27 protein-coding genes, 6 tRNA genes and 2 riboswitches are annotated in these 26,913 nt (G+C 68.9%); of the genes, 3 read left to right on the top strand and 30 right to left on the bottom strand.

The features are described from left to right. Positions 1–116: 116 nt before the first annotated feature. From lgt to hisI, 8 genes are all read right to left on the bottom strand, one after another. Positions 117–1,220 (bottom strand): prolipoprotein diacylglyceryl transferase, encoded by a 1,104-nt coding sequence (gene lgt, locus ACQCSX_RS01135; protein WP_427017295.1) that lies wholly within the window; start codon positions 1,218–1,220, stop codon positions 117–119. Continuing rightward, entirely contained in the window at positions 1,217–2,047 is an 831-nt protein-coding gene (trpA, locus tag ACQCSX_RS01130; protein ID WP_427017294.1) for a tryptophan synthase subunit alpha, read from the bottom strand. Before trpA ends, lgt begins: the two co-directional genes overlap by 4 nt. Next, a complete protein-coding gene (gene trpB / locus ACQCSX_RS01125; RefSeq protein WP_427018938.1) occupies positions 2,044–3,441 on the bottom strand; it encodes a tryptophan synthase subunit beta in 1,398 nt (465 codons plus the stop codon). Before trpB ends, trpA begins: the two co-directional genes overlap by 4 nt. 78 nt (positions 3,442–3,519) lie before the next feature. Beyond that, complete coding sequence (trpC, locus tag ACQCSX_RS01120) at positions 3,520–4,338, bottom strand: indole-3-glycerol phosphate synthase TrpC (protein ID WP_427017293.1); 819 nt, start codon at positions 4,336–4,338, stop codon at positions 3,520–3,522. Between the two features lie 2 nt (positions 4,339–4,340). After that, entirely contained in the window at positions 4,341–4,622 is a 282-nt protein-coding gene (locus ACQCSX_RS01115; protein ID WP_427017292.1) for an HGxxPAAW family protein, read from the bottom strand. Positions 4,623–4,699: 77 nt separating this feature from the next. Beyond that, positions 4,700–5,299 (bottom strand): Trp biosynthesis-associated membrane protein, encoded by a 600-nt coding sequence (locus ACQCSX_RS01110; RefSeq protein WP_427017291.1) that lies wholly within the window; start codon positions 5,297–5,299, stop codon positions 4,700–4,702. Next, on the bottom strand, positions 5,296–6,867 hold the full coding sequence (locus ACQCSX_RS01105; RefSeq protein ID WP_427017290.1) for an anthranilate synthase component I: 1,572 nt from the start codon (positions 6,865–6,867) through the stop codon (positions 5,296–5,298). The genes ACQCSX_RS01110 and ACQCSX_RS01105 overlap by 4 nt, the downstream gene beginning before the upstream one ends. Before the next feature lie 62 nt (positions 6,868–6,929). Beyond that, on the bottom strand, positions 6,930–7,376 hold the full coding sequence (gene hisI, locus ACQCSX_RS01100) for a phosphoribosyl-AMP cyclohydrolase (RefSeq protein ID WP_427017289.1): 447 nt from the start codon (positions 7,374–7,376) through the stop codon (positions 6,930–6,932). A gap of 136 nt (positions 7,377–7,512) precedes the next feature. Here hisI and ACQCSX_RS01095 point away from each other — a divergent pair, with 136 nt between their 5' ends. Further along, positions 7,513–8,157, top strand: coding sequence for a TIGR03085 family metal-binding protein (locus ACQCSX_RS01095; RefSeq protein ID WP_427018937.1), 645 nt, complete (start codon positions 7,513–7,515; stop codon positions 8,155–8,157). A gap of 69 nt (positions 8,158–8,226) precedes the next feature. Here ACQCSX_RS01095 and hisF read toward each other — a convergent pair whose 3' ends face one another. From hisF to ACQCSX_RS01000, 19 genes are all read right to left on the bottom strand, one after another. Continuing rightward, a complete protein-coding gene (hisF, locus tag ACQCSX_RS01090) occupies positions 8,227–8,997 on the bottom strand; it encodes an imidazole glycerol phosphate synthase subunit HisF (RefSeq protein WP_427017288.1) in 771 nt (256 codons plus the stop codon). Positions 8,998–9,010: 13 nt separating this feature from the next. Next, positions 9,011–9,871, bottom strand: coding sequence for an ATP phosphoribosyltransferase (hisG, locus tag ACQCSX_RS01085; RefSeq protein WP_427017287.1), 861 nt, complete (start codon positions 9,869–9,871; stop codon positions 9,011–9,013). Positions 9,872–9,938: 67 nt separating this feature from the next. Beyond that, positions 9,939–10,202: a phosphoribosyl-ATP diphosphatase gene (locus ACQCSX_RS01080; protein WP_427017286.1), complete on the bottom strand. Its 264-nt coding sequence runs from the start codon at positions 10,200–10,202 to the stop codon at positions 9,939–9,941. A gap of 93 nt (positions 10,203–10,295) precedes the next feature. Continuing rightward, on the bottom strand, positions 10,296–10,778 hold the full coding sequence (gene ribH, locus ACQCSX_RS01075; RefSeq protein WP_427017285.1) for a 6,7-dimethyl-8-ribityllumazine synthase: 483 nt from the start codon (positions 10,776–10,778) through the stop codon (positions 10,296–10,298). Then, positions 10,775–11,422 carry a GTP cyclohydrolase II gene (ribA, locus tag ACQCSX_RS01070; protein ID WP_427017284.1) on the bottom strand — a complete coding sequence of 216 codons (648 nt, stop codon included), beginning with the start codon at positions 11,420–11,422 and terminating at the stop codon, positions 10,775–10,777. The genes ribH and ribA overlap by 4 nt, the downstream gene beginning before the upstream one ends. Further along, positions 11,419–12,006, bottom strand: coding sequence for a 3,4-dihydroxy-2-butanone-4-phosphate synthase (gene ribB / locus ACQCSX_RS01065; RefSeq protein WP_427018936.1), 588 nt, complete (start codon positions 12,004–12,006; stop codon positions 11,419–11,421). The genes ribA and ribB overlap by 4 nt, the downstream gene beginning before the upstream one ends. A 44-nt stretch (positions 12,007–12,050) precedes the next feature. Then, entirely contained in the window at positions 12,051–12,698 is a 648-nt protein-coding gene (locus ACQCSX_RS01060) for a riboflavin synthase (RefSeq protein ID WP_427017283.1), read from the bottom strand. Between the two features lies 1 nt (position 12,699). Next, positions 12,700–13,839, bottom strand: a complete 1,140-nt coding sequence (gene ribD / locus ACQCSX_RS01055) for a bifunctional diaminohydroxyphosphoribosylaminopyrimidine deaminase/5-amino-6-(5-phosphoribosylamino)uracil reductase RibD (RefSeq protein ID WP_427017282.1) — start codon at positions 13,837–13,839, stop codon at positions 12,700–12,702. Further along, the gene (gene pnuC / locus ACQCSX_RS01050) at positions 13,836–14,561 is read right to left on the bottom strand and encodes a nicotinamide riboside transporter PnuC (RefSeq protein WP_427017281.1); all 726 of its coding nucleotides are present in this window, start codon (positions 14,559–14,561) and stop codon (positions 13,836–13,838) included. Before pnuC ends, ribD begins: the two co-directional genes overlap by 4 nt. Before the next feature lie 108 nt (positions 14,562–14,669). After that, positions 14,670–14,818: riboswitch (FMN riboswitch) on the bottom strand. 111 nt (positions 14,819–14,929) lie between these two features. Next, positions 14,930–15,604, bottom strand: a complete 675-nt coding sequence (gene rpe, locus ACQCSX_RS01045; RefSeq protein ID WP_427017280.1) for a ribulose-phosphate 3-epimerase — start codon at positions 15,602–15,604, stop codon at positions 14,930–14,932. A 4-nt stretch (positions 15,605–15,608) separates the two neighbouring features. Beyond that, the gene (locus ACQCSX_RS01040; RefSeq protein WP_427017279.1) at positions 15,609–17,237 is read right to left on the bottom strand and encodes an RsmB/NOP family class I SAM-dependent RNA methyltransferase; all 1,629 of its coding nucleotides are present in this window, start codon (positions 17,235–17,237) and stop codon (positions 15,609–15,611) included. Continuing rightward, positions 17,234–18,154 carry a methionyl-tRNA formyltransferase gene (locus ACQCSX_RS01035; RefSeq protein ID WP_427017278.1) on the bottom strand — a complete coding sequence of 307 codons (921 nt, stop codon included), beginning with the start codon at positions 18,152–18,154 and terminating at the stop codon, positions 17,234–17,236. Before ACQCSX_RS01035 ends, ACQCSX_RS01040 begins: the two co-directional genes overlap by 4 nt. Then, positions 18,151–18,717 (bottom strand): peptide deformylase, encoded by a 567-nt coding sequence (gene def / locus ACQCSX_RS01030; RefSeq protein WP_427018935.1) that lies wholly within the window; start codon positions 18,715–18,717, stop codon positions 18,151–18,153. The genes ACQCSX_RS01035 and def overlap by 4 nt, the downstream gene beginning before the upstream one ends. 99 nt (positions 18,718–18,816) lie before the next feature. Further along, positions 18,817–19,659 (bottom strand): cytochrome, encoded by an 843-nt coding sequence (locus tag ACQCSX_RS01025; protein WP_427017277.1) that lies wholly within the window; start codon positions 19,657–19,659, stop codon positions 18,817–18,819. Between the two features lie 123 nt (positions 19,660–19,782). Beyond that, positions 19,783–19,857: transfer RNA gene (locus ACQCSX_RS01020), tRNA-Val, on the bottom strand. Between the two features lie 68 nt (positions 19,858–19,925). Then, positions 19,926–19,997, bottom strand: a tRNA-Gly gene (locus tag ACQCSX_RS01015). An 86-nt stretch (positions 19,998–20,083) separates the two neighbouring features. Beyond that, positions 20,084–20,155: transfer RNA gene (locus ACQCSX_RS01010), tRNA-Val, on the bottom strand. A 33-nt stretch (positions 20,156–20,188) separates the two neighbouring features. Continuing rightward, positions 20,189–20,262 (bottom strand) — tRNA-Cys (locus ACQCSX_RS01005). Positions 20,263–20,331: 69 nt separating this feature from the next. Continuing rightward, a tRNA-Gly gene (locus tag ACQCSX_RS01000) sits at positions 20,332–20,403 on the bottom strand. A gap of 814 nt (positions 20,404–21,217) precedes the next feature. Between ACQCSX_RS01000 and ACQCSX_RS00995 the strand changes: the two genes are divergently transcribed. Continuing rightward, positions 21,218–21,292: transfer RNA gene (locus ACQCSX_RS00995), tRNA-Val, on the top strand. Between the two features lie 107 nt (positions 21,293–21,399). On the opposite strand, the gene ACQCSX_RS00990 is transcribed toward ACQCSX_RS00995, so the two are convergent. The 3 genes from ACQCSX_RS00990 to ACQCSX_RS00980 form a co-directional block, all read right to left on the bottom strand. Further along, entirely contained in the window at positions 21,400–22,779 is a 1,380-nt protein-coding gene (locus ACQCSX_RS00990; protein ID WP_427017276.1) for a rhodanese-like domain-containing protein, read from the bottom strand. 272 nt (positions 22,780–23,051) lie between these two features. Then, a complete protein-coding gene (locus ACQCSX_RS00985) occupies positions 23,052–25,418 on the bottom strand; it encodes an HNH endonuclease (protein ID WP_427017275.1) in 2,367 nt (788 codons plus the stop codon). Between the two features lie 736 nt (positions 25,419–26,154). Further along, the gene (locus tag ACQCSX_RS00980) at positions 26,155–26,469 is read right to left on the bottom strand and encodes a DMT family transporter (protein ID WP_427017274.1); all 315 of its coding nucleotides are present in this window, start codon (positions 26,467–26,469) and stop codon (positions 26,155–26,157) included. A gap of 10 nt (positions 26,470–26,479) precedes the next feature. Further along, positions 26,480–26,541: riboswitch (guanidine-III (ykkC-III) riboswitch) on the bottom strand. Positions 26,542–26,688: 147 nt separating this feature from the next. Between ACQCSX_RS00980 and ACQCSX_RS00975 the strand changes: the two genes are divergently transcribed. Then, on the top strand, positions 26,689–26,901 hold the full coding sequence (locus ACQCSX_RS00975) for an antitoxin (protein ID WP_427017273.1): 213 nt from the start codon (positions 26,689–26,691) through the stop codon (positions 26,899–26,901). Positions 26,902–26,913 lie beyond the last annotated feature (12 nt).

Below are 26,913 nucleotides of genomic sequence, written 5' to 3'. Positions count from 1 at the left end.
GCCGCTGGCGGCGGTTCTTCCACGTCGGCGTGGTTCGCATCCGGCCGCGGGCGGTAACCCGTGGCCGGCTGCGATGTCCCCTTGGCTCCATACCCAGACAAGGAGCCGCGCGACGCTTAGTCGGCAGTTCCCTTGGCAGGGGCCTCGGGGCCGGGGACACTCATGTCTCCGGTATCGGCGAGATTATCACGCTGTGTCGGCTGCGTTACAGTTTCCGCAGAATTGTCCGTATGCTGGACACCCTCCCCCGCGGGGCCATTTTCGCCATTTTCCGGAGCAATTCCCGCCACGGCTTCCTCTTGTGCACTTGCACTAAGGACTGCTGAATTTTGGTACTTCTTCAACATGACCGACTCATCAACGGCATTCCGCCGGACAAATGTCAGCAACAGGAAGACCAGCAGGGCGCCAACAAAGACGAAAATGCTGGTCCAGACGTTGAGCCGGGTGGTGATGCCGAAGAAGGTGATCTGCTCGGCGTCGTCGATGCGCAGCAGCTCGATCCACACGCGCCCGGCGGTATAGATCAGCGCGTAGAGGGCAAAGAGCCGGCCGCGGCGGAAGCGGAACTTGCGGTCCAGCAGCAGCAGGGCGGCCACACCGGCCAGGTTCCAAAGGAATTCGTACAGGAACGTGGGGTGGAACAGCGTGTCCGCCGGGTAGCCGGGCGGGAAGTTCACATTCGCGGGGTCGATCTGCAGGCCCCACGGCAACGTGGTCGGGCCGCCGAAGAGCTCCTGGTTGAAGTAGTTCCCCCAGCGCCCGAGGGCCTGGGCCAGCAACAGGCCGGGAGCGGCGGTGTCGACAAAGGCGGAGAGTTTGACGCCCGCGCGGCGGCAGCCGATCCACGCGCCCACCACGCCGAGCACCACGGCACCCCAGATGCCGAGGCCACCGAGCCAGATCTGCGGGATCAGCCAGAGGTTGCCGGTGCCGTTGTAGCCCGGGCCGAAGTACGCGTCCGGCGAGGAAAAGACGTGGTACAGGCGCCCGCCGATGATGCCGAAGGGAATGGCCCAGATGGCGATGTCCCACAGCGACCCCTCAGGGGCCTTCCGGCGGTTCCAGCGCACATTGGTGACGGCGATCGCCGCCACGATGCCGGCCAGGATGCACAGTGCGTAGGCGTGGATGCGCAGCGGACCGAGGTCAAAGCCCGACCAGGTCGGGCTGGGGATGCTGGCCGGCAACGCCGCCGCAAGGGTCAGCGCGAGGCTCATTCGCCGGCCGCCGGGGCGAAGCCGCTGCTCAGTTCCCGGGTCAGGGCGGCGACGGCGGGGACGCCGCCGTCGCGCAGCGCAGCCACCAGCGCGGTGCCGACGATCACGCCGTCAGCGTAGGCGGCGATCTCGCGCACATGCTCGGGGCGGGAAACGCCCAGACCCACGCAGACGCGCTCGGCGCCGGCGTTGTGGGCGGCGGCCACCACTGACTCGGCGGCGCTGGAGACGGAATCCCGTGCACCCGTGACACCCATGATCGAGACGGCGTAGATGAAGCCGCGGCTGGCTGCCACTGTCATGGCCACGCGCTCGGGTGTGGAGGACGGGGCCACCAGGAAGACGCGGTCCAGTCCGTACTTGTCCGAGGCGGCAAACCATTCGGCGGCCTCGTCCGGAATCAGATCCGGCGTGATCAGGCCGGCGCCGCCGGCCTCGGCCAGGCGCCGGGCGAACTCGTCCACGCCCATCCGCATCACGGGGTTCCAGTAGGTCATCACCAGCACGGCGGCGTGGGTCGCGGCGGTGATGCCGGCGACGACGTCGAACACGCTCGCGACGCGGAAGCCCTTGGCCAAGGCCTCCACTGTGGCGGCCTGGATGACGGGTCCGTCCATGACGGGGTCGGAGTACGGGATGCCGATCTCGATGAGGTCCGCGCCGTTGCGCGCCATGGCGATGCCGGCGTCGATGGTGGCCTGGACGTCGGGGTAGCCGGCGGGCAGGTACGCCACCAGGGCGGCGCGGCCGGCGGCCTTGGCCCGGTCGATGGCGGCCGCGGACTTGCTGGCAATGGCCGGTGTGCTCAGGGGTGCGGTGCTGCTCATGCCTGTGCGTCCTCACTCTGCGTGGCGGGGCCCTTGTGGGCGCGGGTGGAAAGGGTGGTGCCCTTGACGTTGCCGTCCTCGTCCAGCATGCCGAACCAGTCGGCGGCGGTCTCCACGTCCTTGTCGCCGCGGCCGGAGAGGTTCACGACGATGATGACGTCCGCCGGGTTCTCCTTGCCCTCGGTCAGCCGCTGGCCCACCTTGATGGCGCCGGCCAGGGCGTGCGAGGACTCGATCGCGGGGATGATGCCCTCGGTGCGGCAGAGCAGGCGGAAGGCCTCCATGGCCTCGCTGTCCGTGATGGGCTCGTAGCTGACGCGCCCGATGTCGTGCAGGTAGGAGTGCTCCGGGCCGACGCCCGGGTAGTCCAGGCCCGCCGAGATCGAGTGCGACTCGATGGTCTGGCCGTCCTCGTCCTGCATCAGGTAGGAGCGGGCGCCGTGCAGCACACCGGGGCGGCCCAGGGTGATGGTGGCCGCGTGGCGGCCGGTCTCGACGCCGTCGCCGCCGGCCTCAAAGCCGTAGATCTTCACGTCCGCGTCGTCCAGGAAGCCGTGGAAGATGCCGATCGCGTTGGACCCGCCGCCGATGCAGGCGCAGACGGCGTCGGGCAGCCGGCCGGTCTGGGCCAGAATCTGCCCGCGGGCCTCCTCGCCGATCACCTCGTGGAAGAAGCGCACCAGGGACGGGAACGGGTGGGCCCCGGCGGCGGTGCCGAGCAGGTAGTGGGTGGTGTCCACATTGGCCACCCAGTCGCGCAGGGCGTCGTTGATGGCGTCCTTGAGCGTCTGGGAGCCGTTGGTCACCGGGACCACCGTGGCTCCGAGCAGCTGCATGCGGGCCACGTTCAGTGCCTGGCGGCGGCAGTCCTCGGCACCCATGTAAACCACGCATTCCAGGCCCAGCAGGGCCGCGGCGGTGGCGCTGGCGACGCCATGCTGGCCGGCGCCGGTCTCGGCGATGACACGGGTCTTGCCCATCCGCTTGGCCAGCAGGGCCTGTCCCAGCACGTTGTTGATCTTGTGCGATCCGGTGTGGTTGAGGTCCTCGCGCTTGAGGAAGATGCGTGCGCCGCCGGCGTGGGCGGAGAAGCGCTTGGCCTCGGTCAGCAGCGACGGGCGTCCGGAGTAGTTCTTGTTGAGCTCCGCAACCTCGGCGAGGAAGTCGGGATCGGCCTTGGCCTTCTCGAAGGTGTCCTCGAGTTCGTCCAGGGCGGCAATCAGGGATTCGGGCATCCAACGGCCACCGTAGGCGCCAAAGTAGGGCCCGGGCGCATGCCGCAGGCTTCCCGGAGCGGCCTCGGCGCGCCCCCCCGCCAAGAATGCGTCCACCGTCTCGGTCCCCTGTTCGGGGGCGTCCCCGGGGGTGCCTGCCTGAGACGAATCTGCTGGCATGCTGGCCATCAGTTCCACCGTCCTTTTCTGATTACTGGTGCAAAAAAAGCTAATGACTAGCGGTGGAGCCGGGGCTGGCTAGCGGGCGCTGATGGCCGCCGCTCCGGCCGCTTTGAACTCGCCGATCCGCTCACGCGGGGTGCCGATGATGACCAGGGCCTCGCCCACGAGGATCGCGTCCGCGCCGCTGGCGGCATAGCCGCTGACATCTGCCACATCGCGCACACCGGATTCGGCGACGACGACGGCGGTGTCGGGAATGAGCTGGGCCAGCGGGGCAAAGACACCGCGGTCCACGTCAAGGGTCTTGAGGTTGCGCACGTTCACGCCGATGACCTTGGCCCCGACGGCAACGGCCCGGGCGACTTCCTCGTCCGTGTGGGTTTCCACCAGCGCGGCCATGCCGAGCTCGTGGGCCAGGGCCAGGTACTCGGCCAGTTCGGCGTCGGTCAGGGCCGCCACGATCAGCAGGACCAGGTCCGCGCCGTGGGCGCGGGCCTCCCAGATCATGTAGGGATCGCAGGTGAAGTCCTTGCGCAGCAGCGGGACGCCGGGGATGGCGGCGCGCACGGAGTCGAGGTCGGCCAGGGATCCGGAGAAGCGGCGCTCCTCTGTCAGCACGCTGATCGCCGAGGCTCCGCCGTCGGCGTACTGGCTGGCCAGGGCCGCCGGGTCGGCAATGCTGGCCAACTCACCCTTGGAGGGGCTGCGGCGCTTGACCTCGGCAATGACCCGAAGCTCGCTGCGGGCCAAGTCCCCCACGCCCAAGGCGGAATAGGCATCCAGTGCCGGAGGGATCGTGGCGATCCGCTCCTGCAGCTGGGCCAGGCTGACGGCGGCCTTGCGTACCTGAAGGTCCTCTTTGACCCCGGCAATGATGTCGTCGAGGACGCTCACGCCTAGTGTCCGGTGTTCTTCAGCTTGCTGCCGCCCACGCCGTAGCCGGCGGCGCGCATGGCCAGGCCGACGATCAGGCCGACAACCATGACGCCCAGGCCGACGATGAACAGCACTGTGGCGTCCACGCCGATGACGAAGGCGACGGAGCTGATGAGGGCGCCGATCAGCATGACAACAACACAGGTCCAGGCGGCCGGGCTGTTCCCGTGGCCCAGATCGCCGTTGTGGACAACAACCTCGCCGCCGGCGGTGTTGGTCTGAGTAGCGGTCTTGTTGCTCATGATGAATCTCCCTTTGGTGCGGATACTGCTTTACATTCTGCCATTACTCGTCCGGTAGAACCGAACCGTGCGCCGGGCTAGGACGTGGGGTCCTCGCCCCGGCTCAGCCTGTCCCAGCGCTCGATGTCATCGTCCGGCCCGGCGGGTGCCGCGGCGGCCGCAGTTCCGGCCTTGCCGGCGGCCGGAACCGTGTCATATTTGCTCCGCACCCTCCACCCGCGCCCTGCGATGATGATCGCCGCGGCGGCCGCGGCCAGCACGACGGCGGCGCCGGCGGCGAGCCACGGGAAGACGGTGGTGGTGGCGTTGATCCCGCCGCCGACGACGCCGGTGGCGGTGCCGACCGGGCCCACCGCAGCGCCGGCCGGGTCCAGAGCCACCCCGAGGGAGGCGGCCACAATGCCCACGGCGCCCAGGGCCATGATGGCGGCGGAGACGATCCGTCCGATCCGTCCGGCGATGGCGGCGGCCAGCGAGCCGGCCAGGGCCACCAGGGCCAAGGCGGAGACGGCCACGGCGGCCTTGGAGCCGGGCACGTTCAGGTCCGCCTGCTTGACCTCCCCCGCGGACAGGTCAATGTGCAGCCAGGTCTGGGTGGTGGTGCCGAAGACGGCCAGCGCCGCCAGCACGGCCAGCATCACCAGCGTGGACTTGCGGGCAAACCAGGGCTGGCTCACAGTGCGCCCTTGCCGGCGTCGACCGGTGCCGCATGGGCGGCCAGGTTGCGCAGCGAGGCGGCCGCGTGCACGGCGCGCAGCGGGGCGGCGGCCTTGTTGACGGTTTCCAGCGCCTCGGTGGCATTGACGGAGTCCGCCACGATGCCACCACCGGCCTGGACATAGGCACGGCCGTCGCGCAGCAGTGCGGAGCGGATGGCGATGGCCATGTCCATGTCGCCGGCGAAGTCCAGGTAGCCCACCACGCCGCCGTAGATGCCGCGGCGGTGCGGCTCAAGCTCGTCGAGCAGGCGCAGGGCGCGCGGCTTGGGCGCACCGGAGAGCGTGCCTGCCGGGAACGTCGCGGCCAGTACGTCGTAGGCGCTGGCCTGCGGGGAAAGCGTGCCGACGACGGTGGAAACCAGGTGCATGATGTGGCTGAAGCGCTCCACCTCCATGAACTGGGTGACATCGACGGTGCCGGGCACGCAGACCTTGGAGAGGTCGTTGCGCGAGAGGTCCACCAGCATCAGGTGTTCGGAGCGTTCCTTGGCGTCGGCCAGCAGCTCGGTGGCCAGGTCCTTGTCCAGCTCCACCGTCTTCCCGCGCGGACGCGAACCGGCGATGGGATGCGTGATGACCTCATCGCCCGTGACGGTGACCAGGGACTCCGGCGAGGAGCCCACGATCGAGTACGGGCGCCCGTCGGCGTCCTCGAAGCTGAAGAGGTACATGTACGGGCTCGGGTTGGTCTTGCGCAGGATGCGGTAGACGTCCAGCGCGGAGGCCTCGCAGTCCATTTCGAAACGGCGCGAAATCACCACCTGGAAGACCTCGCCGTCCACGATGGCCTCCTTGCCGCGGTCGAGCGCTGCAAGGTAGGACGGCTCGTCCCACCGCTCGTGCACGAGCTCCTCGAAGCCGGCGGCCGGCTCGACCAGGATCGAGATGGGCTGGGCGACGGCGGTGCTGACGGTGTCCAGCATGGCGTTCACACGCGCCACGGCGTCGTGCCAGGCGTCGTCGACGTTGTCTTCGGTGCCGTTGAAGTTGATAGCGTTGGCAATGAGCATCACCGAGCCCTCGGCGTTGTCATGCACGGCCATGTCCGAGACAAGGTTCAGTGCCAGCTCGGGCAGCTCCAGGTCATCCTCCGGCGGCGACACCAGCTTTTCCCAGTGCCGCACACTCTCCCAGCCGACAAAGCCCACCATGCCGGAGGTGAAGGGCGGCAGCCCCTCGAAGCGCTCCGTGGCCAGGATCTCCAGCGTCCGGCGCATGGCATCCACCGGATTGCCCTCCAGCGGCACGCCGGCCGGCGGCTCGCCCTGCCAGCAGGCGTCGCCGCCGCGGGTGGTCAGGGTGGCCCGGGAGCGGACGCCAATGAAGGAATAGCGCGACCAGACCCCGCCCACGGCGGCGGACTCCATCAGGAAGGTTCCGCTCTGTCCGGCGGCCAGCTTGCGGTACAGCCCGATGGGCGTCTCCGCATCGGCCAATACCTTCAGCCGCACGGGCACCACCCGGCGGGTGCGCGCGAGCTCGCGGAATTCCTCAAGGGTGGGGCTGATGACGCCTAGATCCTGCATGAAATGTGTGTCTTCCTTCGCAAAGTGCGGCCGGGCCGGTGGGGCCCGATGCTGCTAACGGTCTAGCCGGACGGGCGGTCGCCGACGACGGCGGCCAGCTCGCGGCCGTCAAAACAGGTGCGGGTGCCGGTGTGGCAGGCCGCGCCCACCTGGTCCACGCGGACCAGCAGGGCATCGCCGTCGCAATCCAGGGCGACGCTCTTGACGAACTGCATGTGCCCGGAGGTGTCCCCCTTGCGCCAATATTCCTGCCGCGACCGGGAGTAGAACGTCACCCGGCCGGTGGTCAGCGTCCGGCGCAGGGCCTCGTCGTCCATCCAGCCAAGCATCAACACGTCGTTGGTGTCGAACTGCTGGACCACCGCGGCCACCAGGCCCGCGGCGTCGCGCTTGAGCACGGCGGCAAGCTCGGCGGGAAGGGCGGCCGGTGGGGCATCGAAACGGCCGACAGGTGCCGCGGCCACTTCGGTGGCGGCGGACGGAGACTCGGTATTGGGAACGCTTTGCATCACTGCAATTCTAGTGCCACCCGTGCAGGCGTTCCGGCACCCCGGCCCACCTTCCCCGCCGCCGTCCCCGCCGCCGGGCAGAATGCGGCGGTTCAAAGCGGCCGTTGGCCCCATTTGCGTGCTAATTTCACAAGTGATGCATTTTGTAGATCCCTCCCGCGAAGTCCTTGCCGAAACCCTGCTTGCCGCCGGGCCGGGAGCCTCCACGCTGTGTGCGGGGTGGCGGACCCAGGAACTGGCCGCACACCTGTACCTGCGCGAACGCAGCGCCAAGGTGGGGATGGGGCTGCTGTTCAAACCGCTGAGCAAGGTCTCCGACAAGGCGACCGCCAGGCTGGCCGAGGCATCGGGCTCGCCGGCGGACTACACGGCGCTGGTGGAGAAATTCCGCGCCGGACCGTCGAGGTTCTCCCCCATGAAGCTGAAGGCGCTGGATGAAAGCGCCAACCTCATCGAATATTTTGTGCACACCGAGGACATCCGCCGGGCCACCGACCGTTGGGCGCCCCGCGCCCTCGACGCCGCCTATTCCAACGCGCTCTGGAACGAGCTCGTAAAGCGTGCGGCCATCCTGTACCGCGGCGTGGACCTGGGCATTGTGCTGGTCCGCCCCTCCGGCCCCCGCCATGTGGCCAAGCGCGCTCCCGTGTCGGTGGCGATCATCGGCGAGCCCGGCGAGCTGCTGATGCACGCCCACGGCCGCACCAGCCACGCCCTGGTCACCTTCGAGGGCCAGCAGGACGCCGTCGCCCTCCTCCAGACCGCCGAGGTCGGCCCTTAAACCCGCCGAACCGGCATTTGTGGGCAGTGTTTCCTGAAAACACTGCCCACAAATGCCGGTTCGCGTGCGTTAGCGGACCTCGTAGCCCGCGGCGCGGATGGCGGCCTTGACCTGGGCGATGGCATCGCTGGGGCCAAAGTGGAACACGGAGGCGGCCAGCACGGCGTCCGCCCCGGCGGCCACGGCCGGCGGGAAGTGCTCCGGCTTGCCCGCGCCGCCGGAGGCAATGATCGGCACGTGGACAGCGGCCCGGACCAGGCGGATGAGCTCCAGGTCGAAGCCCTCCTTGGTGCCGTCGGCGTCGATCGAGTTCAGCAGGATCTCCCCCACGCCGCGGTCAGCTGCCTCGCGGGCCCAGGCGATGGCGTCAATCCCGGTGCCCTGGCGGCCACCATGGGTGGTCACCTCAAAGCCCGACGGCGTGTGCCCCTCGCGCGTGCGGCGGGCATCGACGGAGAGCACCAGCACCTGGGAACCGAATTGGTGGGTGATCTCGTTGATGACATCCGGACGCGCGATGGCCGCGGTGTTGATGGAGGCCTTGTCCGCGCCGGCGCGCAGCAGCGTGTCCACGTCCTTGACGGCGCGGACGCCGCCGCCCACCGTCAGCGGAATGAAGACCTCCTCCGCCGTGCGGGCCACCACATCAAAGGTGGTCTGCCGGTTGCCCGAGGAGGCCGTGACGTCCAGGAACGTCAGCTCGTCCGCGCCGGCCAGATCGTAGCGGCGCGCCAGTTCGACCGGATCCCCGGCGTCGCGCAGGTCCTGGAACTTGACGCCCTTGACCACGCGGCCGGCGTCGACGTCCAGGCACGGAATGACTCGGATTGCTACAGCCATGTGGCTCGTCCTCCTAGATGCGGCAGGCGTGGATGCTGCTGACCAGGATGGCGCGCGCGCCCAGGTCGTAGAGCTCGTCCATGATCCGGTTGGTTTCCTTCTTCGGAACCATGGAGCGCACGGCGACCCATTCGGAGTCGCGCAGCGGTGACACGGTGGGCGATTCCAGCCCGGGCGTCAGGGCGGCAGCGTCCTCCACGAGGTCCTTGCGGATGTCGTAGTCCATGAGCACGTACTGGCGGGCGACGAGCACGCCCTGCAAACGCCGGATGAGCACCTCGATCTCCTTCACGGTGCCATTCGCGGCACCGCCATCGCCGGTGCGGCGGATCAAGACGGCTTCGGACTTGAGGATGGGCTCGCCAAAGATCTCCATGCCGGCGGCCTTGAGCGTGTTGCCGGTTTCGACGACGTCGGCGATGGCGTCTGCGACGCCGAGGCGCACGGAGGACTCCACGGCGCCGTCGAGACGGACCACCTTGGCCTGGACGCCGCGCTCGGCGAGGTAATCGCGCAGCAGGCCGTCGTAGCTGGTGGCGAGGCGCTTGCCCTCAAGCTGCGCGACGTCGGTGAAGTCACCGACGGGACCGGCAAAACGGAACGTGGAGGCGGCAAAGCCGAGGGGAAGCAATTCCTCCGCTTCGACCTGCGCGTCCAGCAGGAGGTCACGGCCGGTGATTCCGACGTCGAGGGTTCCCCGGCCAACGTACACCGCGATGTCGCGGGGGCGCAGGAAGAAGAATTCAATGTCGTTGTCGGGGTCCACCATGACCAGCTCGCGGGTGTCGCGGCGCTGGCGGTAGCCGGCCTCGGCAAGCATGGCGGAGGCGGCTTCGGACAGGGATCCCTTGTTGGGGACGGCAACTCTGAGCATCAGTGTTCTTTCGGATCAAAAGGGGTGTTGCAGGAAAAGGGTGTACACATCAGGCCACGGACAGTGGCTAGAGATGCTTGTACACGTCCTGCAGCGTCAGGCCCTTGGCGATCATCAATACCTGAAGGTGGTAGAACAGCTGGGAAATCTCCTCGGCCGTGGCTTCATCCGATTCGTACTCGGCAGCCATCCAGACCTCGGCAGCTTCCTCAACCACTTTCTTGCCAATGCCGTGGACGCCGGATTCAAGTTCGGTGACGGTACGGGAACCGGCAGGCCGCGCCGCGGCCTTCTCGCTCAGCTCAGCAAACAGGGATTCGAAGGTTTTCACGCTTCTAGCCTACTTGCTTTGCCCCCCGGGACCTGAACCGGGTCCGGTTTGTGGCCAGAGTATGGACAGATCCACGGGGGGCGGGCGGTTCGGCTACGGGGCGGCGAAGAGCAGCGCGGTGGCCAGTGCGGCCGAGGTGGCCTCGTAGCCCTTGTCCTCGCTGGAGCCCTCCAGTCCGGCACGGTCCAGGCCCTGCTGCTCGGTGTCGCAGGTCAGCACGCCGAAGCCCACGGGGACGCCGGTGCGGATGCTGACCTCGGTCAGGCCCATGGTGGCGGCCTGGCAGACGTAGTCGAAGTGCGGCGTGCCGCCGCGGATCACCACGCCCAGGGCGACGACGGCGTCGTACTCCCCCGCGAGCCGCGCGGCGGCGACGGGCAGCTCAAAGCTGCCGGGGACGCGCATCACCGTGGGGGACTCGATGCCGGCGTCGGTGGCCGCGCGCAGGGCGCCATCCAGCAGACCGTCCATGATCTGGGTGTGCCAACTGGCGGCCACGATGGCCAGCCGCAGCGCGCTGGTGCGTGCCTTGTCCTGCTCGTTGAATCCGATGGTGGGTGCTCCGTGGCCGCTCATAGGTGTGGTCCTTCCGTGGGGTGGGTGGTGGGCAGCGACAGGTTGTGGTGCATTTTGTCGCGCTTGGTCTGCAGATAGCGGATGTTCTCGTCCCGGGACGGGACCTCGGTGGGAACCATGGCCACCACGTTGATGCCGTGGTCGGCCAGGTGCTGGTGCTTGAGGGGGTTGTTGCTCAGCAGCCGGATGCTGCCGAGCCCCAGCTGGTGCAGGATCTCCGCGGCGGCTTGGTAGTCGCGCGAGTCCACCGGCAGGCCCAGCTGTTCGTTGGCCTCGACGGTGTCGGCGCCGCCGTCCTGCAGGGCGTAGGCGGCCAGCTTGTTGGCCAGGCCGATGCCCCGGCCCTCATGGCCGCGCAGGTAGACCAGCGTGCCGCCCTGGGCGCGGATCAGGCCCAGGGCGTAGTCCAGCTGCTCGCCGCAGTCGCAGCGGTAGGAGCCAAAGACATCCCCGGTCAGGCATTCGGAGTGCAGCCGCACCAGCGGCGGCTCCCCCGCGTAGTCCGCCGGCTGCGGAACGCTGACGCTCAGGTGCTCGGCACCACTGGCATGGTCGATCCAGGCCTGGGTGGCGAAGGTGCCCAGCGGCGTGGGCAGCTGGACCACGGGCCCGCCGGTCACCGCCGGCGTCGCGGCGGCGCTCAATGCTCCGCTCCGCCCCGGCTGGCCAGGTACCGGACCAGGTCCTCGATGGACACCAGCGGGCAGCGGTGCTCGTCGGCAAAGACCCGCAGTTCCGGCAGGCGCATCATGGAACCGTCGTCGTGGACCAGCTCGGCAATCACGCCCACCGGCGCGCAGCCGGCCAGCCGGGCGAGGTCGACGGCGGCCTCGGTGTGGCCGCGGCGCACTGCCACGCCGCCGGGCACGGCCCGCAGCGGGAACATGTGCCCGGGCCGGGTCAGCGACCCGGGGGTGGCGGCGGGGTCGGCCAGCACCCGGGCCGTCAAGGCGCGGTCGGCCGCACTGATCCCGGTGCTGACGCCCTCGGCGGCATCGCAGGAAACCGTGTAGGCGGTGCCCTTCGCGTCCTCGTTGACAGCCACCATGGGCGGCAGGCCCAGCGTATCGGCCCGGCCGCCCTCGATGGGCACGCAGACCACGCCCGAGGTGTGCCGGATGGTCCAGCCCATCAGGGCGGGGGTGGCGTGCTCGGCAGCGAAGATGATGTCGCCCTCGTTCTCACGGTCCTCGTCGTCGACCACCAGTACGGCCCGGCCGGCGGCCATGGCCGCGACGGCCTCTTCGATGGTGTCCAGCAGGATGCTCGTGCTCACTTGCCCGCCTCCGTCTGTGCCGCCACCGGCTGGACCGCGAACGCCAGCAGGCGTTCGGCGTACTTGGCCAGCACGTCCACCTCGAGGTTCACGCGCCCGCCCAGGGCCTTGGCGCCGAGGCCGGTTTCGGCCAGCGTGGTGGGGATCAGGCCCACCTCGAACCACGGCTCGGCGTCGGCCGCCGGGCTGACGGCCGTGACGGTCAGGGACACGCCGTCGACGGCGATGGAGCCCTTCTCGGCAATGTAGCGGGCCAGCGGGGACGGGACGCCAAAGCGCAGGCGCTCCCACTTGCCCAGGTTCTCGCGCTCGCGCAGCTCGCCCACGCCGTCGACATGGCCCTGGACCACGTGCCCGTCCAGCCGGCCGCCGGCCGGCACGCACCGCTCCAGGTTCACCGGGTCCCCGGAGTTCAGCTCGCCGGTGGTGGTGCGGATGAGAGTCTCGCCCATGACATCCACCTGGACCATGCGGCCGTGGAGGGCTGTGGCGGTCAGGCAGACGCCGTTGACGGCCAGCGAACCGCCCAGTTCCAGCCCTTCAAGCGTGCTTCCCGCGCTGATCAGGAGGGTGGCGCTGTCCGTGGCGGGATCGGTGTCAACGCTGACAACCCGTCCCTGTTCGGCAATGATTCCGGTAAACATCTCAGGATCCTTCGGTGGTTGTAATGGCCGGTGCGGCCGGGGTCAGTGTGAGTTTGAGGTCGGGGCCCAGCCCGACGGCGGCCCCGCCGCCGGTGCCGTCCCACACCCAGTGCTGGGCCTGGGACAACGTGCCGATGCCCAGGTCCGCCAGGGCTGGGAGTCCGGTGCCGATCAGAGTGGGGGCCAGGTAGATGACGAGCTGGTCCACCAGATCCGCGGCGAGGAAGGCCGCGGCGACGCGCGACCCACCCTCCACCATCAGGTGGGCCACGCCGCGCTCCCCCAGCACTCGCAGCACCTGCTGGGGCGAGCGGGTGCGGACCGCGAGGAAGCCGCCGTCGCCGACTGGACCACCACCGGTGTCCGGATCCGTCGCCGGCACGGTGCCGGCGAGGCTGCGGACGGCGGCGCCCGCGGGCGTGTCGCGCAGGCCCATCACCACGCGCAGCGGCTGCCGTGGCGAGGCCTCGCCGTCGGCGGTGCGGGCGTTGAGCCGCGGATTGTCGGCCAGCATCGTTTCGGTGCCCACCAGGATGGCATCCACCCGGGACCGCAGCGCGTGGCCGTCCGCCCGCGACTGGGGCGAAGTGATCCATTGGCTGGTGCCGTCCGCGGCGGCGATCCGCCCGTCCAGCGACTGGGCCAGCTTGAGCGTCACGAAGGGCCGGTTGGCGCGGGCTGCGGCGAACCAACGCCGGTTCAGCTCCTCGGCCGGACCGCCCAGCAGTCCGGCGCGGACCTGGACGCCGGCACCGCGCAACCGTCCGGCGCCGCCGGCGGCCGGGAGGTGCGGATCATCCACGGCGTAGACCACGCGGCCGATCCCGGCATCCAAAATGGCCTGCGCGCAGGGACCGGTCCGGCCATGGTGGTTGCACGGTTCCAGCGTGACAAAGATGGTGGCCCCTGCGGGGTCCTTCAGGCCGCCGGCCGCCCGCAGCGCGGCCAGGGCATCGGCCTCGGCGTGCGGGGTGCCGGCGCCGCGGTGGTAGCCCGTGGCGGCAATGCCGCCGTCGGCGTCGACCACCACGGCACCCACCAGCGGATTGGCGCCGCGGACACCCCGGGCGGCCAGGGCCAGTGCCTGTTCCATGGCGGCGGTCTCGGCAGGCGCGAAACCCGTCCCGGCGGGGGCGCTCATCGGCTGGGGCTCGGCGTCGTCGTGGCGGCAGCGCCGGCGAGGGCCTCATTGCGGTTGCGCACGCGCCACCAGATGAAGAAGCCGGCCAGCGTGAAGCCGCCGTAGAAGATGTACATAAAGGCCGAGGCGTAGTAGCCGGCGCCAAAGAGCAGCGGCACACCCACCAGGTCCACGGCCACCCAGACCAGCCAGAACTCGACCCAGCCCTTGGCCATGCCGTAGGTGGCCAGCAGCGAGCCCATAAAGATCCAGGCATCGGCCCAGACCGGCGGGTAGGAGCCCAGGGCATTGAAGATGGGGGTGAGGATGGCCGTGCCGCCCACCATGGCGAGGACCAGGCCGAGGCGGGCCTTGACGGAGGCCCAGCGCGGCTGGACCGCGACCCCGTGTGAATCGGCCGACGCCGGGTCTCCACCGGAGGCGGCGGCGCGCGCCTGCTTCCAGCGGTACCACCCGTAGATGGAGACGGCGATGAACATGATCTGCCGGCCGGCCTGGCCGAGCAGGTTGGCGTAGACGGGCGAGCCGAAGACGGAGCCCATAAAGACCGTGAAGAGCAGGGCATTGCCAATGATGCCCACGGGCCAGGCCCAGACCTTGCGGCGCATGCCGCCCAAGGCGCTGGCCAGGCCAAAGAGGTTTCCCAGCACTTCGCGCCACAACAGGAATCCGCCGCCGGCAAATTCGAGTTTGGCGTCAAAGAGCCATCGTAGGAGGTCCATCGTTACTTGTCCTTTCCGAAGACCGCGATGGCTCCGGGGGTAACGACAGCAGGACCCTCCGCGGACAGGGTGCCCCAAAGGGCGCCCCGGCCAAGGCAGGCCAAGACTGTACGTGCTTCTCCCATCCAGACTTTAACTGTCGGTACCGGAATTCCACCGGTTCAACCGTCCACACCCCAGCCGTTGCCAGCCTGGATGCTTTCGGGTCGCGGACTATAACCGCCGGTTCGGACTTACACCGACCCCGGAGCACGTTAGTACAAAATCATTATGCCACTGCCGACTCAGTGGCCGTCACAGTTATTCCATGGAAGTAACAGATGGACTCCATCGGCGGCGCCAATGGGCCGCGGCACGGCAGCGCCGGGTCAGCCCAGCGCCAGCTGGCCCTTGGCCCGCAACGCCTCGATGGCCTGTGCCGGGTCCGCTGCACCGTAGACGGCGGAGCCGGCCACGAAGATGCTGGCACCGGCCTCCGCGGCGCGGGTGATGGTCTCAGCCGTGATGCCGCCGTCCACCTGGATGGCCACGCTGGCGCCCGAGCCCTCGATGGCGGCGCGGGCCCGGCGGATCTTGGGCAAGGTGACATCCAGGAAGGACTGCCCGCCAAAGCCCGGCTCCACCGTCATGATCAGCAGCATGTCCAGCTCGTCCAGCATGTCCAGGTACGGCTCCACCGGCGTGGCCGGGCGCAGTGCCATGCCCGCCTTGGATCCGCGCGCACGCAGCTCCCGGGCCAGCTTGATCGGTGCGTTGGAGGCCTCCACATGGAACGTCACGCTGTGCACGCCGGCGTCGGCGTAGGACGGGGCCCAGCGGTCGACGTCGGCGATCATCAGGTGCACGTCCAACGGCACCGGGCTGACCTGAGCTATCCGCTCCACCACCGGCAGTCCGATGGTCAGGTTGGGCACGAAGTGGTTGTCCATGACATCCACATGCACAGCGTCGGCGGTGGAGATCCGGTCCAGCTCGGCCTGCAGGTTCACAAAGTCCGCGGAGAGGATGCTGGGGTTGATGCAGCAGCGGGCGTTGGCAGTCATAGGGCTAGCCTTCCTTAAGGATGAGTGCCAGGAACATGGCGTCGGTCTGGTGCAGATGCGGCCACAGCTGGGCCATCTTGTCGTGGCCGGATTTGAGGCCTCCGGCCTGGACCACCGAGCCCAGTGCCACGGAGTCCAGCGCCTCGCCGGCGTCCAGCAGCGTCAGGCCCTTGTGCTTGCGCAGCAGGTCTTCGACGACGGCGGTGGTCTCCGCCGGATGCGGTGAGCACGTCACGTAGGCCACCACTCCCCCGGGCTTCACGGCGGCGATGGCCGATTCGAGCAGCTCGCGCTGCAGCGGCCCGAGCTCCGAGACGTCGGAGAGCTTGCGGCGCCAGCGAGATTCCGGCCGGCGGCGCAGGGCGCCGAGCCCGGTGCAGGGGGCGTCCACCAGCACACGGTCGAAGGTTTCGGGCGACTCGGTGCCCACCTCGCGACCGTCGCCGGTGCGCACCGTCCAGGCCTCGCGCGGCACGGCGGCCAGGGCCTGGGAGACCAGCTTGGCGCGGTGCGGCGCGGGCTCGTTGGCCAGCAGCGTGGCGCCGGATTCGGCGGCCAGGGCGGCGAGCAGGGCGGCCTTGCCGCCGGGGCCGGCGCACAGGTCCAGCCAGCGTTCGCCGCCGTCGTTCCTGGCGCTTGAGACCTCGGCCGCGGCCAGGGCGCGCGCCACCAGTTGCGAGCCCACGTCCTGGACACGGACGCTGCCGTCGCGGATGCTCGCCAGCCGGCCCGGATCGCCACCGGTGGACAGGGCGGAATCCGCCACCAGCGGCCCGGGGGTGAAACCGGCCTCCAGCGCTTCATCCAGCGAACCCAGGCCGGGCAGCGCCACCAGGTTCACCACGGGGGCGGCGTTGTCCGCCTCCAGCAGCGCCGTGATCTCGGAAACATCGCGGCCGTGGCCCACCAGGGACTGGCGCAGGGCGCGCACAATCCACTCCGGGTGGGCGTGCTCGATGGCGGCGACCTTGACGGCGTCGCTCTGGCCCTCGGTCAGCAGCGCCACCCAGCCGGCGAGGTCAAGGGCGCTCACCTTGCGCAGCACGGCGTTGATCAGAGCCGACGGGCCGGCACCGATGACGGCGCGGGCCAGGCCCACGGTCTGGTCCAGGGCCGCGTGCGCCGGAACGCGCATGGCCACCAGCTGGTGGACGCCCAGGCGGAGGGCATCCAGGATGGCCGGGTCAAGGTCCTTGAGCGGACGGTCCACACAGCGGGCCAGAATGGCGTCGTACGTGCCCTGGGCGCGCAGCGCGCCATAGCTCAGCTCGGTGGCGAAACCGGCGTCGCGCTTGTCCAGCCGGTGCGCCCGGATCCGCGACGGCAGCACCAGGTTGGCGTACGCGTCCTCACCCGAGACCGCGCGCAGCACCTCGAAGGCCACCAACCGGGCGGGGTCCGCCGCACGGGTGCGCTGGCCCGGGGCCGAGGCCGTGAAGCTGCGGGTGGTGCTGCGGTTGCGCTCACGGCCGGCCGCGTCGCGGCGCTTCATGCCGGACGCACCTCCGCCATCCGGGCTCGCTCCGCCGCCGGAACCGCCGCCGCGCTGCCCCCCGCCGTTGCCGCCACTGCCGGCATTGCCGCGGTTGCTGCCACCGCGTTCATTGCCGCGGCCGCCCGTCGAGCTGCTCATTCAAACACCACATCTTCCTTTGTTGCCAGGCCTCGGGCCCAGTCCACTGCGTTCATTGCTTTCTTGCCGGCGGGCTGGACCTGGCCCAGTTCCACCGGATGCGATCCGGTGCCCACCAGGACGGACTTGCCCTCGAAGGCGAGGTGCCCCGGGGCCAGATCACCGGCGTCGGGCCTCGGGGCCACCGGGCCCAGCTTGAAGCGGGCGCCCTGGTGCATGGTCCAGGCGCCGGGCTCGCTGGTGACGCCGCGGATCTGCCGGTTGATGGCCAGGGCGGGCCGGGCCCAGTCCACGTGCCCATCCTCCAGGCCAAGTTTGGGGGCCAGCGTGACCTCGCCGCGCTGCGGCACACCCGTGACCATGCCGGCACCGATGCCGGTCAGGGTCTGTGCCAGCAGCACGGCGCCGCTGTGCGAGAGACGTTCCAGCAGCACCGAACTGGTGTCCTGCGCCAGGATGGCCTCGGTCATGGTGCCATAGACGGGGCCGGTGTCCAGCCCCTCCTCCAGCAGGAAGGTGGAGGCACCGGTGATTTCGTCGCCGTGGATCACGGCATGCTGCACCGGGGCGGCCCCGCGCCAGGCCGGCAGCAGGGAGAAGTGCAGGTTGATCCAGCCGTGCTCCGGGATGGCCAGCCCGGCGGGCGGAATCAGCGCACCATAGGCCACAATGGCGGCGACATCTGGCTTGGCAGCGGCAATCGCGGCACGGGCGTCGTCGTCGATCTTTGAGGCCTTGATCACCGCAATGCCCAGCTCCGCCGCACGGGCGGCCACGGGCGAGGGCGTCAGCACGCGCTTGCGGCCGATCGGCGCGTCAGGGCGGGTCAGGACGGCGACGACGTCGAACCCGGCGCCGATGAGCACGTCAAGGCTCGGCACGGCCACCGAAGGCGTGCCGGCAAAAAGAACCTTCACGCACGTGCCCCCAGGCCGCCGAAGCTGGACTCCACCGTGCGTGCGCGCTTGGTGGTGGTCCGCTCGGCCACGGAATCGTAGTTGGCGTTGCGGATGGCCTGCATGGCCTTCTTGCGGTCTTCGCCCTCGAGGCGGTCCACGTACAGCTTGCCGTCCAGGTGGTCGGTTTCGTGGACGAAGCAGCGGGCCAGCATGCCGGTGGCCTCCAGGTCCAGCGGCGTGCCGTGCATGTCCACGCCCGTCAGGCGCACCCAGCGCGGGCGGCGGACGCTGAAGCCCAGCCCCGGCACCGACAGGCAGCCCTCGGGCACGTCGGGCTGGAAGTCATCGCTGGCCGCGACCACGGGGTTGACCACATGGCCGCTGTGCCCGTCCACCGAGTAGGTGAAGACGCGCTTGCCGACGCCGATCTGCGGAGCGGCCAGGCCGGCGCCCTGCACATCCACCATGGTCTCCACCATGTCCTCGATGAGCTTGGCCAGTTCGGGGCCAAACTCGGTCACGTCCTCGGCAACTGTCCTCAATACCGGGTCCCCGATGATGCGAATGCTCAGGATGGCCATGCCGGTGTCCTCACTGTGGAATTGGCGGGCGCGGGCCGCGTTAACGACAGCGCGCAACTACTTGGCTCCTAAGTCTAGTTGGCAGTGCCGCCGGCGGCTCTATTTTCCGGGCGGAGCAATGGGAAACAGCGCCTGGCCGGCGCCGGCGGCATCCATCGACGTCTGCCAGACACGGCGCAGGGCACAGAACTTGAACCAGTGGTGCTTGAGGACGTCCGGATTGGCCCGCATGGCACGGACCTCGGTTTCGCCAATGGCCACACCCAGCAGGATGGGATCCGTGCCGTACTTCCACTGCTCCCAATTGCCGGCCGCGGCGTCCACGATGGACTCCTCCGCCTTCATGCCTGCCACCAGCTGCATGACCACTTTGGCATCCAGCGGCTTCACCTGGCCGTTGCGGTCCGTCCCCTTGGTCTTGTAGTCGATCAGGCACAGCCGTCCGCCGATGGTGGCCACCAGGTCAAGGGTGCCGGCGTAACCCACCTCCGTGTTCCACACCGTCAGCTCCGGAGCCACGGGCTTGACCTCGTATTCCTGCCACCACGCATCAAAGCGGGCCGCGTAGGCCTCCTCGCCGTTTTGGGCCAGAACCTCGCGCGCCTCCTTCATCTGGTGCGGCATGCCGAGCTCACGCAGGGAGACCTGCTCGCAGTAATTGTGCACGCGGTCCCCGCGGGCGGCAGCGGAGTCCCGGAATTGCTCGGCGGCGTTGCTGGATTCCCGGACGAGGGCCTTCAGTGCACCCGGGCTGCCGGCGGCGTCGGACAGCTTGGGGTGCTGGGCCATGGCGGTGGCGGCCATGTAGCCGATCCAGCCATCCAGGCTGATGGCCTGCTGGGAGATCACAGTGGTGATGGACGGGACCAGGGGCGCCTCCGTCAGCGAGCGGGCGTACATCCGGCCGAATTCCGTGGAGTGGGCCAAAGCGGGGCTAGTCATGCATCCACTATTCCATTAGCCAACGACACGGTTCCACCGGGAGGGCGGCCCGGAAGCCTGCGACGGCGGTGGGCTGGGGTTAAACACAGAGGGAACCACCCGCAGGTGGTTCCCTCTGTGTTTTGGTGGGCGATACTGGGATCGAACCAGTGACCTCTTCCGTGTCAGGGAAGCGCGCTACCGCTGCGCCAATCGCCCAGAACGGGTTTCCCCGCCTGTGCAAAACTGCCGGACCCCAAGGAGTCCGGCAGTCTGCTTTTCATACGAGCGGATGACGAGATTCGAACTCGCGACCCTCACCTTGGCAAGGTGATGCTCTACCACTGAGCCACATCCGCATGTTGATGCTGTACCACTTTACCTGATTGCATTCCCGATAACCAATCGAGAACCAGGTTCAACGCTGGACTTTCGTCCTGTTGAGTGGGCGATACTGGGATCGAACCAGTGACCTCTTCCGTGTCAGGGAAGCGCGCTACCGCTGCGCCAATCGCCCATTCTGCAATGGGATTTGCAAACCGCCAAGAGCTGGAGGTGGGAACGGGATTCGAACCCGTGTACACGGCTTTGCAGGCCGTTGCCTCGCCTCTCGGCCACCCCACCATGCTAGCAGTCCGCATTCGGCATCCTTACAGGAGGCCGGATGCAAACACACTAAGACAGTGTTCTGCGAGCGGATGACGAGATTCGAACTCGCGACCCTCACCTTGGCAAGGTGATGCTCTACCACTGAGCCACATCCGCAGAAGGAACTTTGCTTCCCGGTTTCTTTCGAACCGGTCTGCCGTGTTCCTTGCGTTGAAAACTGTACCCGACCATTTCCCGAACCACCAAATCGAGCGGCCTTCCGGGCCCTCCGCGACAGCCCCGACCCGCCCGGATCCCAGCATTGGCGCGGATTTTGCCCAATACGATGTGTATTACATGGTTGTGATTTACCGGCCGATTTGGGCCAAATCCGGCACTTTCGAGCCATTTTGCCGATGTTGCCTGCGCCACATTCCAGGGCGGATTCTTCCTTCACTCCCGTCAATTGCCCGGATCCTGGCGGTTTTCCCGCATTTGTGGGTGATGAATGGCGATTGCCAGCGCGCCGCACCCACAGCCGCATCAACAGCACAGGCGGGGAGGCGGCGCGGGCCCGCTTTGTTGGGAGCAGGCTTCCGGCACACCGCCGTCGGGCACCACCAGGCACCCCCATATGCATCGGCGCGCGCGGGACGGCGGCCCCCGCCCCGCCCGCCGCGTTCCCGCTCGGCACCTTACGCGCACTCCGCATTGGAGGGTTCCCTGTGTGGGGCGATTCAAAGCAACCTCTGCACCGCCCACCGCGTTCCCCTACGCGCAGGCTGCTGCACCGAAGTGCCAGCCCTTCCCAGCTCCAGCACAAGGGGTGGGCCCATTCGCTCAAGGCGCCGGAACAAGGCGCGCATCCGGTCGCTGCGACACGGCCGGGCCGCCGATTATGCACTTGGGAAACTTTCGGTTACGCTTTTTGAGCACGCAGGAACGGCGGGCATCACGAAGGAAAAAGTGATTGCCCACTATGTCTTCCTACGGGCGATTGGCGCAGTGGTAGCGCGCTTCGTTCACACCGAAGAGGTCACTGGTTCGAACCCAGTATCGCCCACCAAAAGAGAAGGCCCTCCAGCCAGCGGAAACGCTGTCCGGAGGGCCTTTTGCTTTGCCCGGCGCGGTAGGCCCGTGCGATCCACCCCGAATCCCTGGTGCAGTTGCCGCCTATGGGGCAGCGGGATCCAGTGCCGCCCACGCGTTGTAGCCGCCGCCGACGTCGGACACGTCCGTGAAACCATGCCGGGCCAGCAGGCTGGCCGCCACGCTGGAACGCCAACCACTGGCACAGTGGACAATGACCGGCCGGTCGGCGGGCAGTTCCGCGAAGCGGCCGGAAAGCTCCGCCAGCGGAATATGCACGGAGCCCGGGATGGACCCGGCCTCCCGCTCCCCCGGGTTGCGGACATCGAGGACGACGGCGAGTTCCCGGGATGCCGTGGACCCAAGGTCCGCCGCGGCAATCCGCCGGGCAGCGACCAATGAATGCCCCAACGCGGCGAATCCAGCCCCTGACGCGTCCAGGTAGCCGGCCACGCCGTCGTAGCCAATCCGGCCAAGCCTCAGCGCGGCCTCCGACTCTCTGCCGGCAGCAGTGACCAAGACGATCACATCGGCAGAGTCCAGAACCATGCCCGCGGTCTCGGCGAAGCGTCCATCAAGGCCAACATTCAGCGAGCCGGGCAGGTGCCCAGCCGCGAAACTCCTCGGGCTCCGGGTGTCCAAGATGATGGCGCCGGCATCCACCAGTGCCCCGACGTCGGCCGGGCAAAGTTCCCGTACGGCGGGGATCTGCTCCATGACGCCCCGATTATTCCGGTTGAGAAGTGCGTCGGTGGAAAAATAGTGCGGAATGGCCGGCTGGCCCGTGGCGAGCATTTCCACAAAGTCCTCCACGGCCATGGGCGCCAGGGACGGGTTGGTGGCCCGCTGCACCCCAATGGTGGACTCACGCTCCTCCGACAGGTTCTTGCCGCAGGCCGATCCGGCACCATGGGCGGGCATCACGCGGACCGCATCAGGCAAGGCCATCAGCACATTGTGCAGGGAGCCGTATAGGGCCCGGGCCAGTTCGCCCGGATCGGCGCCAACACAGGCCGCCAGATCCGGCCGGCCGACGTCGCCAACAAACAGGGCATCGCCGGTCAGCACGGCATACGGGACCGGATCCCCCGCATGCTCACGGACGAGGACGGAAATTGATTCCCAGGTGTGGCCCGGCGTCTCGAGGATCTCAAGTTCGACCTCACCCAGTGACACGCGCTCCCCGTGGGCAAAGGTGCGGATCGGGTATTCGGTGGCGGCTTTGCTGCCATAGCCGATCCAGGCACCGGTGGCCTCGGCCAGTTCCAGATGGCCGGCCACAAAGTCTGCGTGGAAGTGCGTATTGATGACGCCAACAATCCGAAGGCCGTTGGCTGCCGCGTCCGCCAGGTATTCAAGGATGTCCCGGCGGGGGTCCACCACCACGGCTTGCCCGCTCGACTCATCCCCCACCAGATAGGAGCCCTGCGAGAGGCAGTCTATGTAGTACTGCTTCAAGATCATGGGAAACCTCCCGACCGTTCCGCAGGCGCCGAAGCCGTCTCCCGCACCAGTACCTGAATCATACCCCCAGGGGGTATGTCACCAATAGAGCGTTCCGGATTGGACACTATCCTCCGATCCGGCCCGCAATCGGCTGCGGGACTGGCCTTTTCCGCGACAGCAATTGGGTATGTCCGAGTTGCAGCTGCCATAAGCACAGAGGGCGAAAGGGCCGGCCTATCTCTTTGTCGAGGGTCACCACCGTTGGTCGCGGACGGCCAAGCCTGGATGACTTATGCGTTGCCGGTGGACGGGCCCACCCCGAGGCTCGTCGTCACCCCTACCCTGACCGCCCAGCGCTGCCGCCTCCTGCTGCGGTTGAGCTGGCTGCGCCGTCCGCTGCGTTGGGCGTTGCTCGTGCTGTCGCGTTGCGGCCGCAGGACCATCCAGTCCCAGTCCTCGGACCCGGCCAGCAGGGCCGCGTCCTCCTCGAGCGAGGCCCCGTCGGGCCGGCCGGCATCCCAGCCGGCACCAGGGTCCGGGAAGCCCGGGTCCAGCGGATCAAAGGGCGGCGGCGGGTCCAGCAGGACAAAGGACGGGTACGGGAACCCGGGCGATGCCGGGGATCCGTACGCGTCCACGAACCCGGCACCTTGCCCCGGCGCCCCCGGAAGGACGTCCGGCAGCCCGTCCAGCCCTTCCGGTACGTCCTGCCCGGCCGGAAACCACGACGGCGTCCCGGGCGGAGGCGTGCCCGGCAGCGGCGGCGCGGTGCTCGTGTAGGAATGCCCGGTCGGGGTGGTCGTCACCACCGTGTGCCGGGGACCGGCGATGACTGCCGCGGCCCAGCCCTGAAGTTCCTTGGTCTGGTTGCACCGTTCGCACAACCCCTGGCCGTTGGCCAGGGACGTGGGCCCTCCGCCGGCCCACGCTGTGACGTGGTCCGCATGCCGGATCGGCGCCCCGCACCACGGGGTCCTACAGACCTGGTCCCGGGCCCTAATGAAGCGCTGCAGCGAGGCCGGGAACCGGCGCGCCCTCGAATCCATGCCGACCAGCTCCCCGGTGCCCGGGGCGGTGAACAGCCGCCGGATCCGCACCCGGTCCGACGCCCCCAACACCGCCCCCGGAACCGCAGGACCACCGGCGGCGGGGCCCGCGGCAGTGGCCGCACCGGCGCTGCCCTTGGCGCTGCCGGCGGAGGGGGCTGCAGAGGGGGCTGCGGCTGCGCCGCCCCCGGCTCCGTCCGCGCCTCCACCTGTCGCGGAGCCGGCAGTTGGACCGTTGCTGCCGCTGTCGGCGGCGGGGGTGGCGAGGCGGCGCGCGTCCGCGGCCGGGATTACCCCGTACCCGGGCAGGTAGGCCGGGTCGTCCCCGTTGGCGAACAGCGCCCCGTCCGTGACCACCAGCTGGACCTCGACCACCGTGTTGGCCGCCTCAGCGGCACCGGTCAGCCGTTCCACGAGCGTGTCGGCCATGACCTGGCCGCGGCTGCGCGGATCCCCGGTGTTCCGCAGCCAGGACGCCTCCCGGTCCAGGACGGCCAGGGCACTGACCCCGGCCTTGAGCGGCAGCAGGGCCGAAAGGAACACCATTCCCCCCGGCGCCGGCCGGCACGACACGGTCCGCTCCCCCACCGCCTGCTCCCGCGCGGCCACGAACCCGGCCGCGTCCGCCCGGTACGCCAACGCCCGCACCCGCCCCACCAGGGCCCGGTCGTTCAAGGATTCCAGGACGTCCAGGTCCCCGGCCACCGCCTCGTCCACGCCCATCCGGTCCGGCACCGACAGGCACGCGGTCTCGCGCACCAGCAAAGTGGCCCGCCACTCCGTGATCCGCCCCAGCGACAGGGCGTGCAGGGTGTGCGGCATCTCCCGCACCAACACCCTCGCCAGGCCCAGATGCCGGGCACCCCGGGCCGGCGGGTCCCGCCGCGCCAGCGCCAACTGCTCCGCCACACCCTTCCCGAGCCGTGTGGCGGGCACGCCCAAGGCCTCCTGCCCCGCCCGCTGCAGCCCGTCGAACACGGTCGCCAGGACCGCCTGCCGGGCCGCGGCGGCGCCCTTGAGCTCCTCCAACGCCCGGATCTGGTCAATCAGGCCCGCACCGGCGGACACCGCGGACACGGCCGGGCCGGGGGCAGCGGCACCGGCACCGGGGGCGCTGGCGGCGCCGGCACCGGGGGCGCTGGCGGCGCCGGCGGGGGAAGAAGAAGTGGTGGCCGCGCACGGGCCGGACGCAGCGGCACCGGCATCGGGGCCACCGCCAAAGACAGGTTCCGGGGTGGGCATGGCGGAGGGGCCGGTGCCTCGGAAACCAGCCGCGCGGGCCTGCCCCGCCACCCCGTCCGGCACGGCCCCGCGCATCAGGGAACCATCGGCGGCATCGGAGAAGCGAGCCGTGGCACCGTCCGGCCCCGCGGCCACGGGCGAAACGGCGCCGATGGGTCCCGACAGGGCCTCGATCCAGCCGGCAATGCCGGCCGCGGTCAGGGAGTTCGTGCGGGAAGCGGCAAAGGCGCCAGGGCCGCCGGCACCGGCCCGCCCGGAGGCCGGACCGTCACCCAGTATTGGTGCTGCCGTGCGGTCCGCCATGGTTCCCCCATCGCCGTTGAGGCGGGGCCCCGATGCCCCTTGCGGCTCCGTCCGGGCTGCCGCCATGCCCCAATTTTACGCCAGCATAGACGACAGCACCAGATGATAATCGAATATATTTTCTAAAATAATTCCATGACTACAAGTGTTTCCAGTCAACTAAACAACTGACACTTCCTCCACAGGCGACACTATTAGAACACTTGTCCACAGCACCGACCTTGCACCCGGATTCCCCGATGCGGGCCACCCAGCGGCACACAGGGCTGAACTGCAAGGCATGGCCCTGTACCCCCGAGGGAAAGGAGTACGGCCACCCACGCCGTCGTCGACCCGGACCTGCACCAAGGAGGCGGCACCGCGCTTGGTGCCGCGAACGGCACGGAGCAAGACGAAGGACGGCAGAGCGCTCCAGCGCCATCCCAAAATCTCACGCATGCTCCACGCACCACAGCGGTCCCGGGCTCCCGCGGCTCCACGGCCCCGCAGGTCCGTGGCTCGACGGTTAATGCGAATGGTCTCCAAACGCAAGACTGCGTCGCCGGAAAGTCCCCCGAGGGGACTTTCCGGCGACGCAGTCTGAACGGCATCCGGGTCGGGGCACCGCCACGAAGGACGGTGCCCGGCTTGGCCTAGGCGAAGTGCTACACGGCGGCTGCGGCCCGGCGTCCGGCGCGGGGCGACTGGCTGGAGGCGTTGCGGCGGCTCTTGATTGGTCAAGTCAGGGTGGAAGCCACCAGCACCGCTCTCCAGACAGAGGGCCGGACAGCCTCTAGGTCGGGCGCCGCTTGGAAACTGGAGCCTAGTGCAGGATCTTCAGGCCCACCACGCAGCCCACGATGCCCAACACCAATAGGATCTTGAGCAGGGAGACGGATTCGGCGCCTGTGGCCATCGCATAGCCAACCGTCAGGGCGGCGCCGATGCCCACCCAGACGGCGTAGGACGTGCCTACGGGCAGGGTCCGCATCGCCCAGGCCAGGCCGGTCATGCTCGCCACCAACCCCACGCCGAAGACCACGCTTGGGCCCAGTTTCGTGAAGCCCTCACTCTTGCCCAGAGCGGTGGCCCAAACGGCCTCCAACAATCCGGAAATGATCAAAACAATCCACGCCACATCTAACCTCCATACGCCGTCTTGTCGCTGGCCGGGTACGGCGCACCTCGTCCGGGTGCCTGCTGGCCACTTCAGCTTTTCACATCCGCACCGGGACGGCAGTTAGCTGCGACACACCCCAAAAATTGGATTCCGTGAACCCTTGGCTCGAATTCGAAGCGGGGTTAGTATCACTGTTGTTGGGGCAAAATGGCTCCGCCGAGCGAGGGGGGGGTGCCCGTGTCTATTTTTGACGACATCAAGGGCAAGGCCGAGCAACTGCTTCACGGCCACGAGGACGTAGTCAAGGACGGCATCGAGAAGGCCGGCGATTTCATCGACGACAAGACCGGTGACAAGTTCAAGGACCAGATCGATGGCGCTCAGAGCGCAGCCTCCAACTTCGTCGACGGCCTGGGCGGAGACGCCCAAGCACCAGAGGAGCAGGCCTAAGAGCCTTCGCCC

The sequence above is a fragment of the Pseudarthrobacter sp. P1 genome (genome assembly GCF_050156935.1).
Taxonomy (GTDB): Bacteria; Actinomycetota; Actinomycetes; order Actinomycetales; family Micrococcaceae; genus Specibacter.
Note: the sequence above shows the minus strand (reverse complement) of the source record. Positions and strands in the feature narration are given on the sequence as shown.

Excerpts from the sequence above, each read along its gene's own strand:
- lgt (WP_427017295.1), bottom strand. The coding sequence starts at position 1,220 with ATGAGCCTCGCGCTGACCCTTGCGGCGGCGTTGCCGGCCAGCATCCCC.
- trpA (WP_427017294.1), bottom strand. The coding sequence starts at position 2,047 with ATGAGCAGCACCGCACCCCTGAGCACACCGGCCATTGCCAGCAAGTCC.
- trpB (WP_427018938.1), bottom strand. The coding sequence starts at position 3,441 with ATGCCAGCAGATTCGTCTCAGGCAGGCACCCCCGGGGACGCCCCCGAA.
- ACQCSX_RS01115 (WP_427017292.1), bottom strand. The coding sequence starts at position 4,622 with ATGAGCAACAAGACCGCTACTCAGACCAACACCGCCGGCGGCGAGGTT.
- ACQCSX_RS01105 (WP_427017290.1), bottom strand. The coding sequence starts at position 6,867 with ATGCAGGATCTAGGCGTCATCAGCCCCACCCTTGAGGAATTCCGCGAG.
- hisI (WP_427017289.1), bottom strand. The coding sequence starts at position 7,376 with ATGCAAAGCGTTCCCAATACCGAGTCTCCGTCCGCCGCCACCGAAGTG.
- ACQCSX_RS01095 (WP_427018937.1), top strand. The coding sequence starts at position 7,513 with ATGCATTTTGTAGATCCCTCCCGCGAAGTCCTTGCCGAAACCCTGCTT.
- hisF (WP_427017288.1), bottom strand. The coding sequence starts at position 8,997 with ATGGCTGTAGCAATCCGAGTCATTCCGTGCCTGGACGTCGACGCCGGC.
- hisG (WP_427017287.1), bottom strand. The coding sequence starts at position 9,871 with ATGCTCAGAGTTGCCGTCCCCAACAAGGGATCCCTGTCCGAAGCCGCC.
- ribH (WP_427017285.1), bottom strand. The coding sequence starts at position 10,778 with ATGAGCGGCCACGGAGCACCCACCATCGGATTCAACGAGCAGGACAAG.
- ribB (WP_427018936.1), bottom strand. The coding sequence starts at position 12,006 with ATGGCCGCCGGCCGGGCCGTACTGGTGGTCGACGACGAGGACCGTGAG.
- ACQCSX_RS01060 (WP_427017283.1), bottom strand. The coding sequence starts at position 12,698 with ATGTTTACCGGAATCATTGCCGAACAGGGACGGGTTGTCAGCGTTGAC.
- ribD (WP_427017282.1), bottom strand. The coding sequence starts at position 13,839 with ATGAGCGCCCCCGCCGGGACGGGTTTCGCGCCTGCCGAGACCGCCGCC.
- pnuC (WP_427017281.1), bottom strand. The coding sequence starts at position 14,561 with ATGGACCTCCTACGATGGCTCTTTGACGCCAAACTCGAATTTGCCGGC.
- rpe (WP_427017280.1), bottom strand. The coding sequence starts at position 15,604 with ATGACTGCCAACGCCCGCTGCTGCATCAACCCCAGCATCCTCTCCGCG.
- ACQCSX_RS01040 (WP_427017279.1), bottom strand. The coding sequence starts at position 17,237 with ATGAGCAGCTCGACGGGCGGCCGCGGCAATGAACGCGGTGGCAGCAAC.
- def (WP_427018935.1), bottom strand. The coding sequence starts at position 18,717 with ATGGCCATCCTGAGCATTCGCATCATCGGGGACCCGGTATTGAGGACA.
- ACQCSX_RS01025 (WP_427017277.1), bottom strand. The coding sequence starts at position 19,659 with ATGACTAGCCCCGCTTTGGCCCACTCCACGGAATTCGGCCGGATGTAC.
- ACQCSX_RS00990 (WP_427017276.1), bottom strand. The coding sequence starts at position 22,779 with ATGATCTTGAAGCAGTACTACATAGACTGCCTCTCGCAGGGCTCCTAT.
- ACQCSX_RS00985 (WP_427017275.1), bottom strand. The coding sequence starts at position 25,418 with ATGGCGGCAGCCCGGACGGAGCCGCAAGGGGCATCGGGGCCCCGCCTC.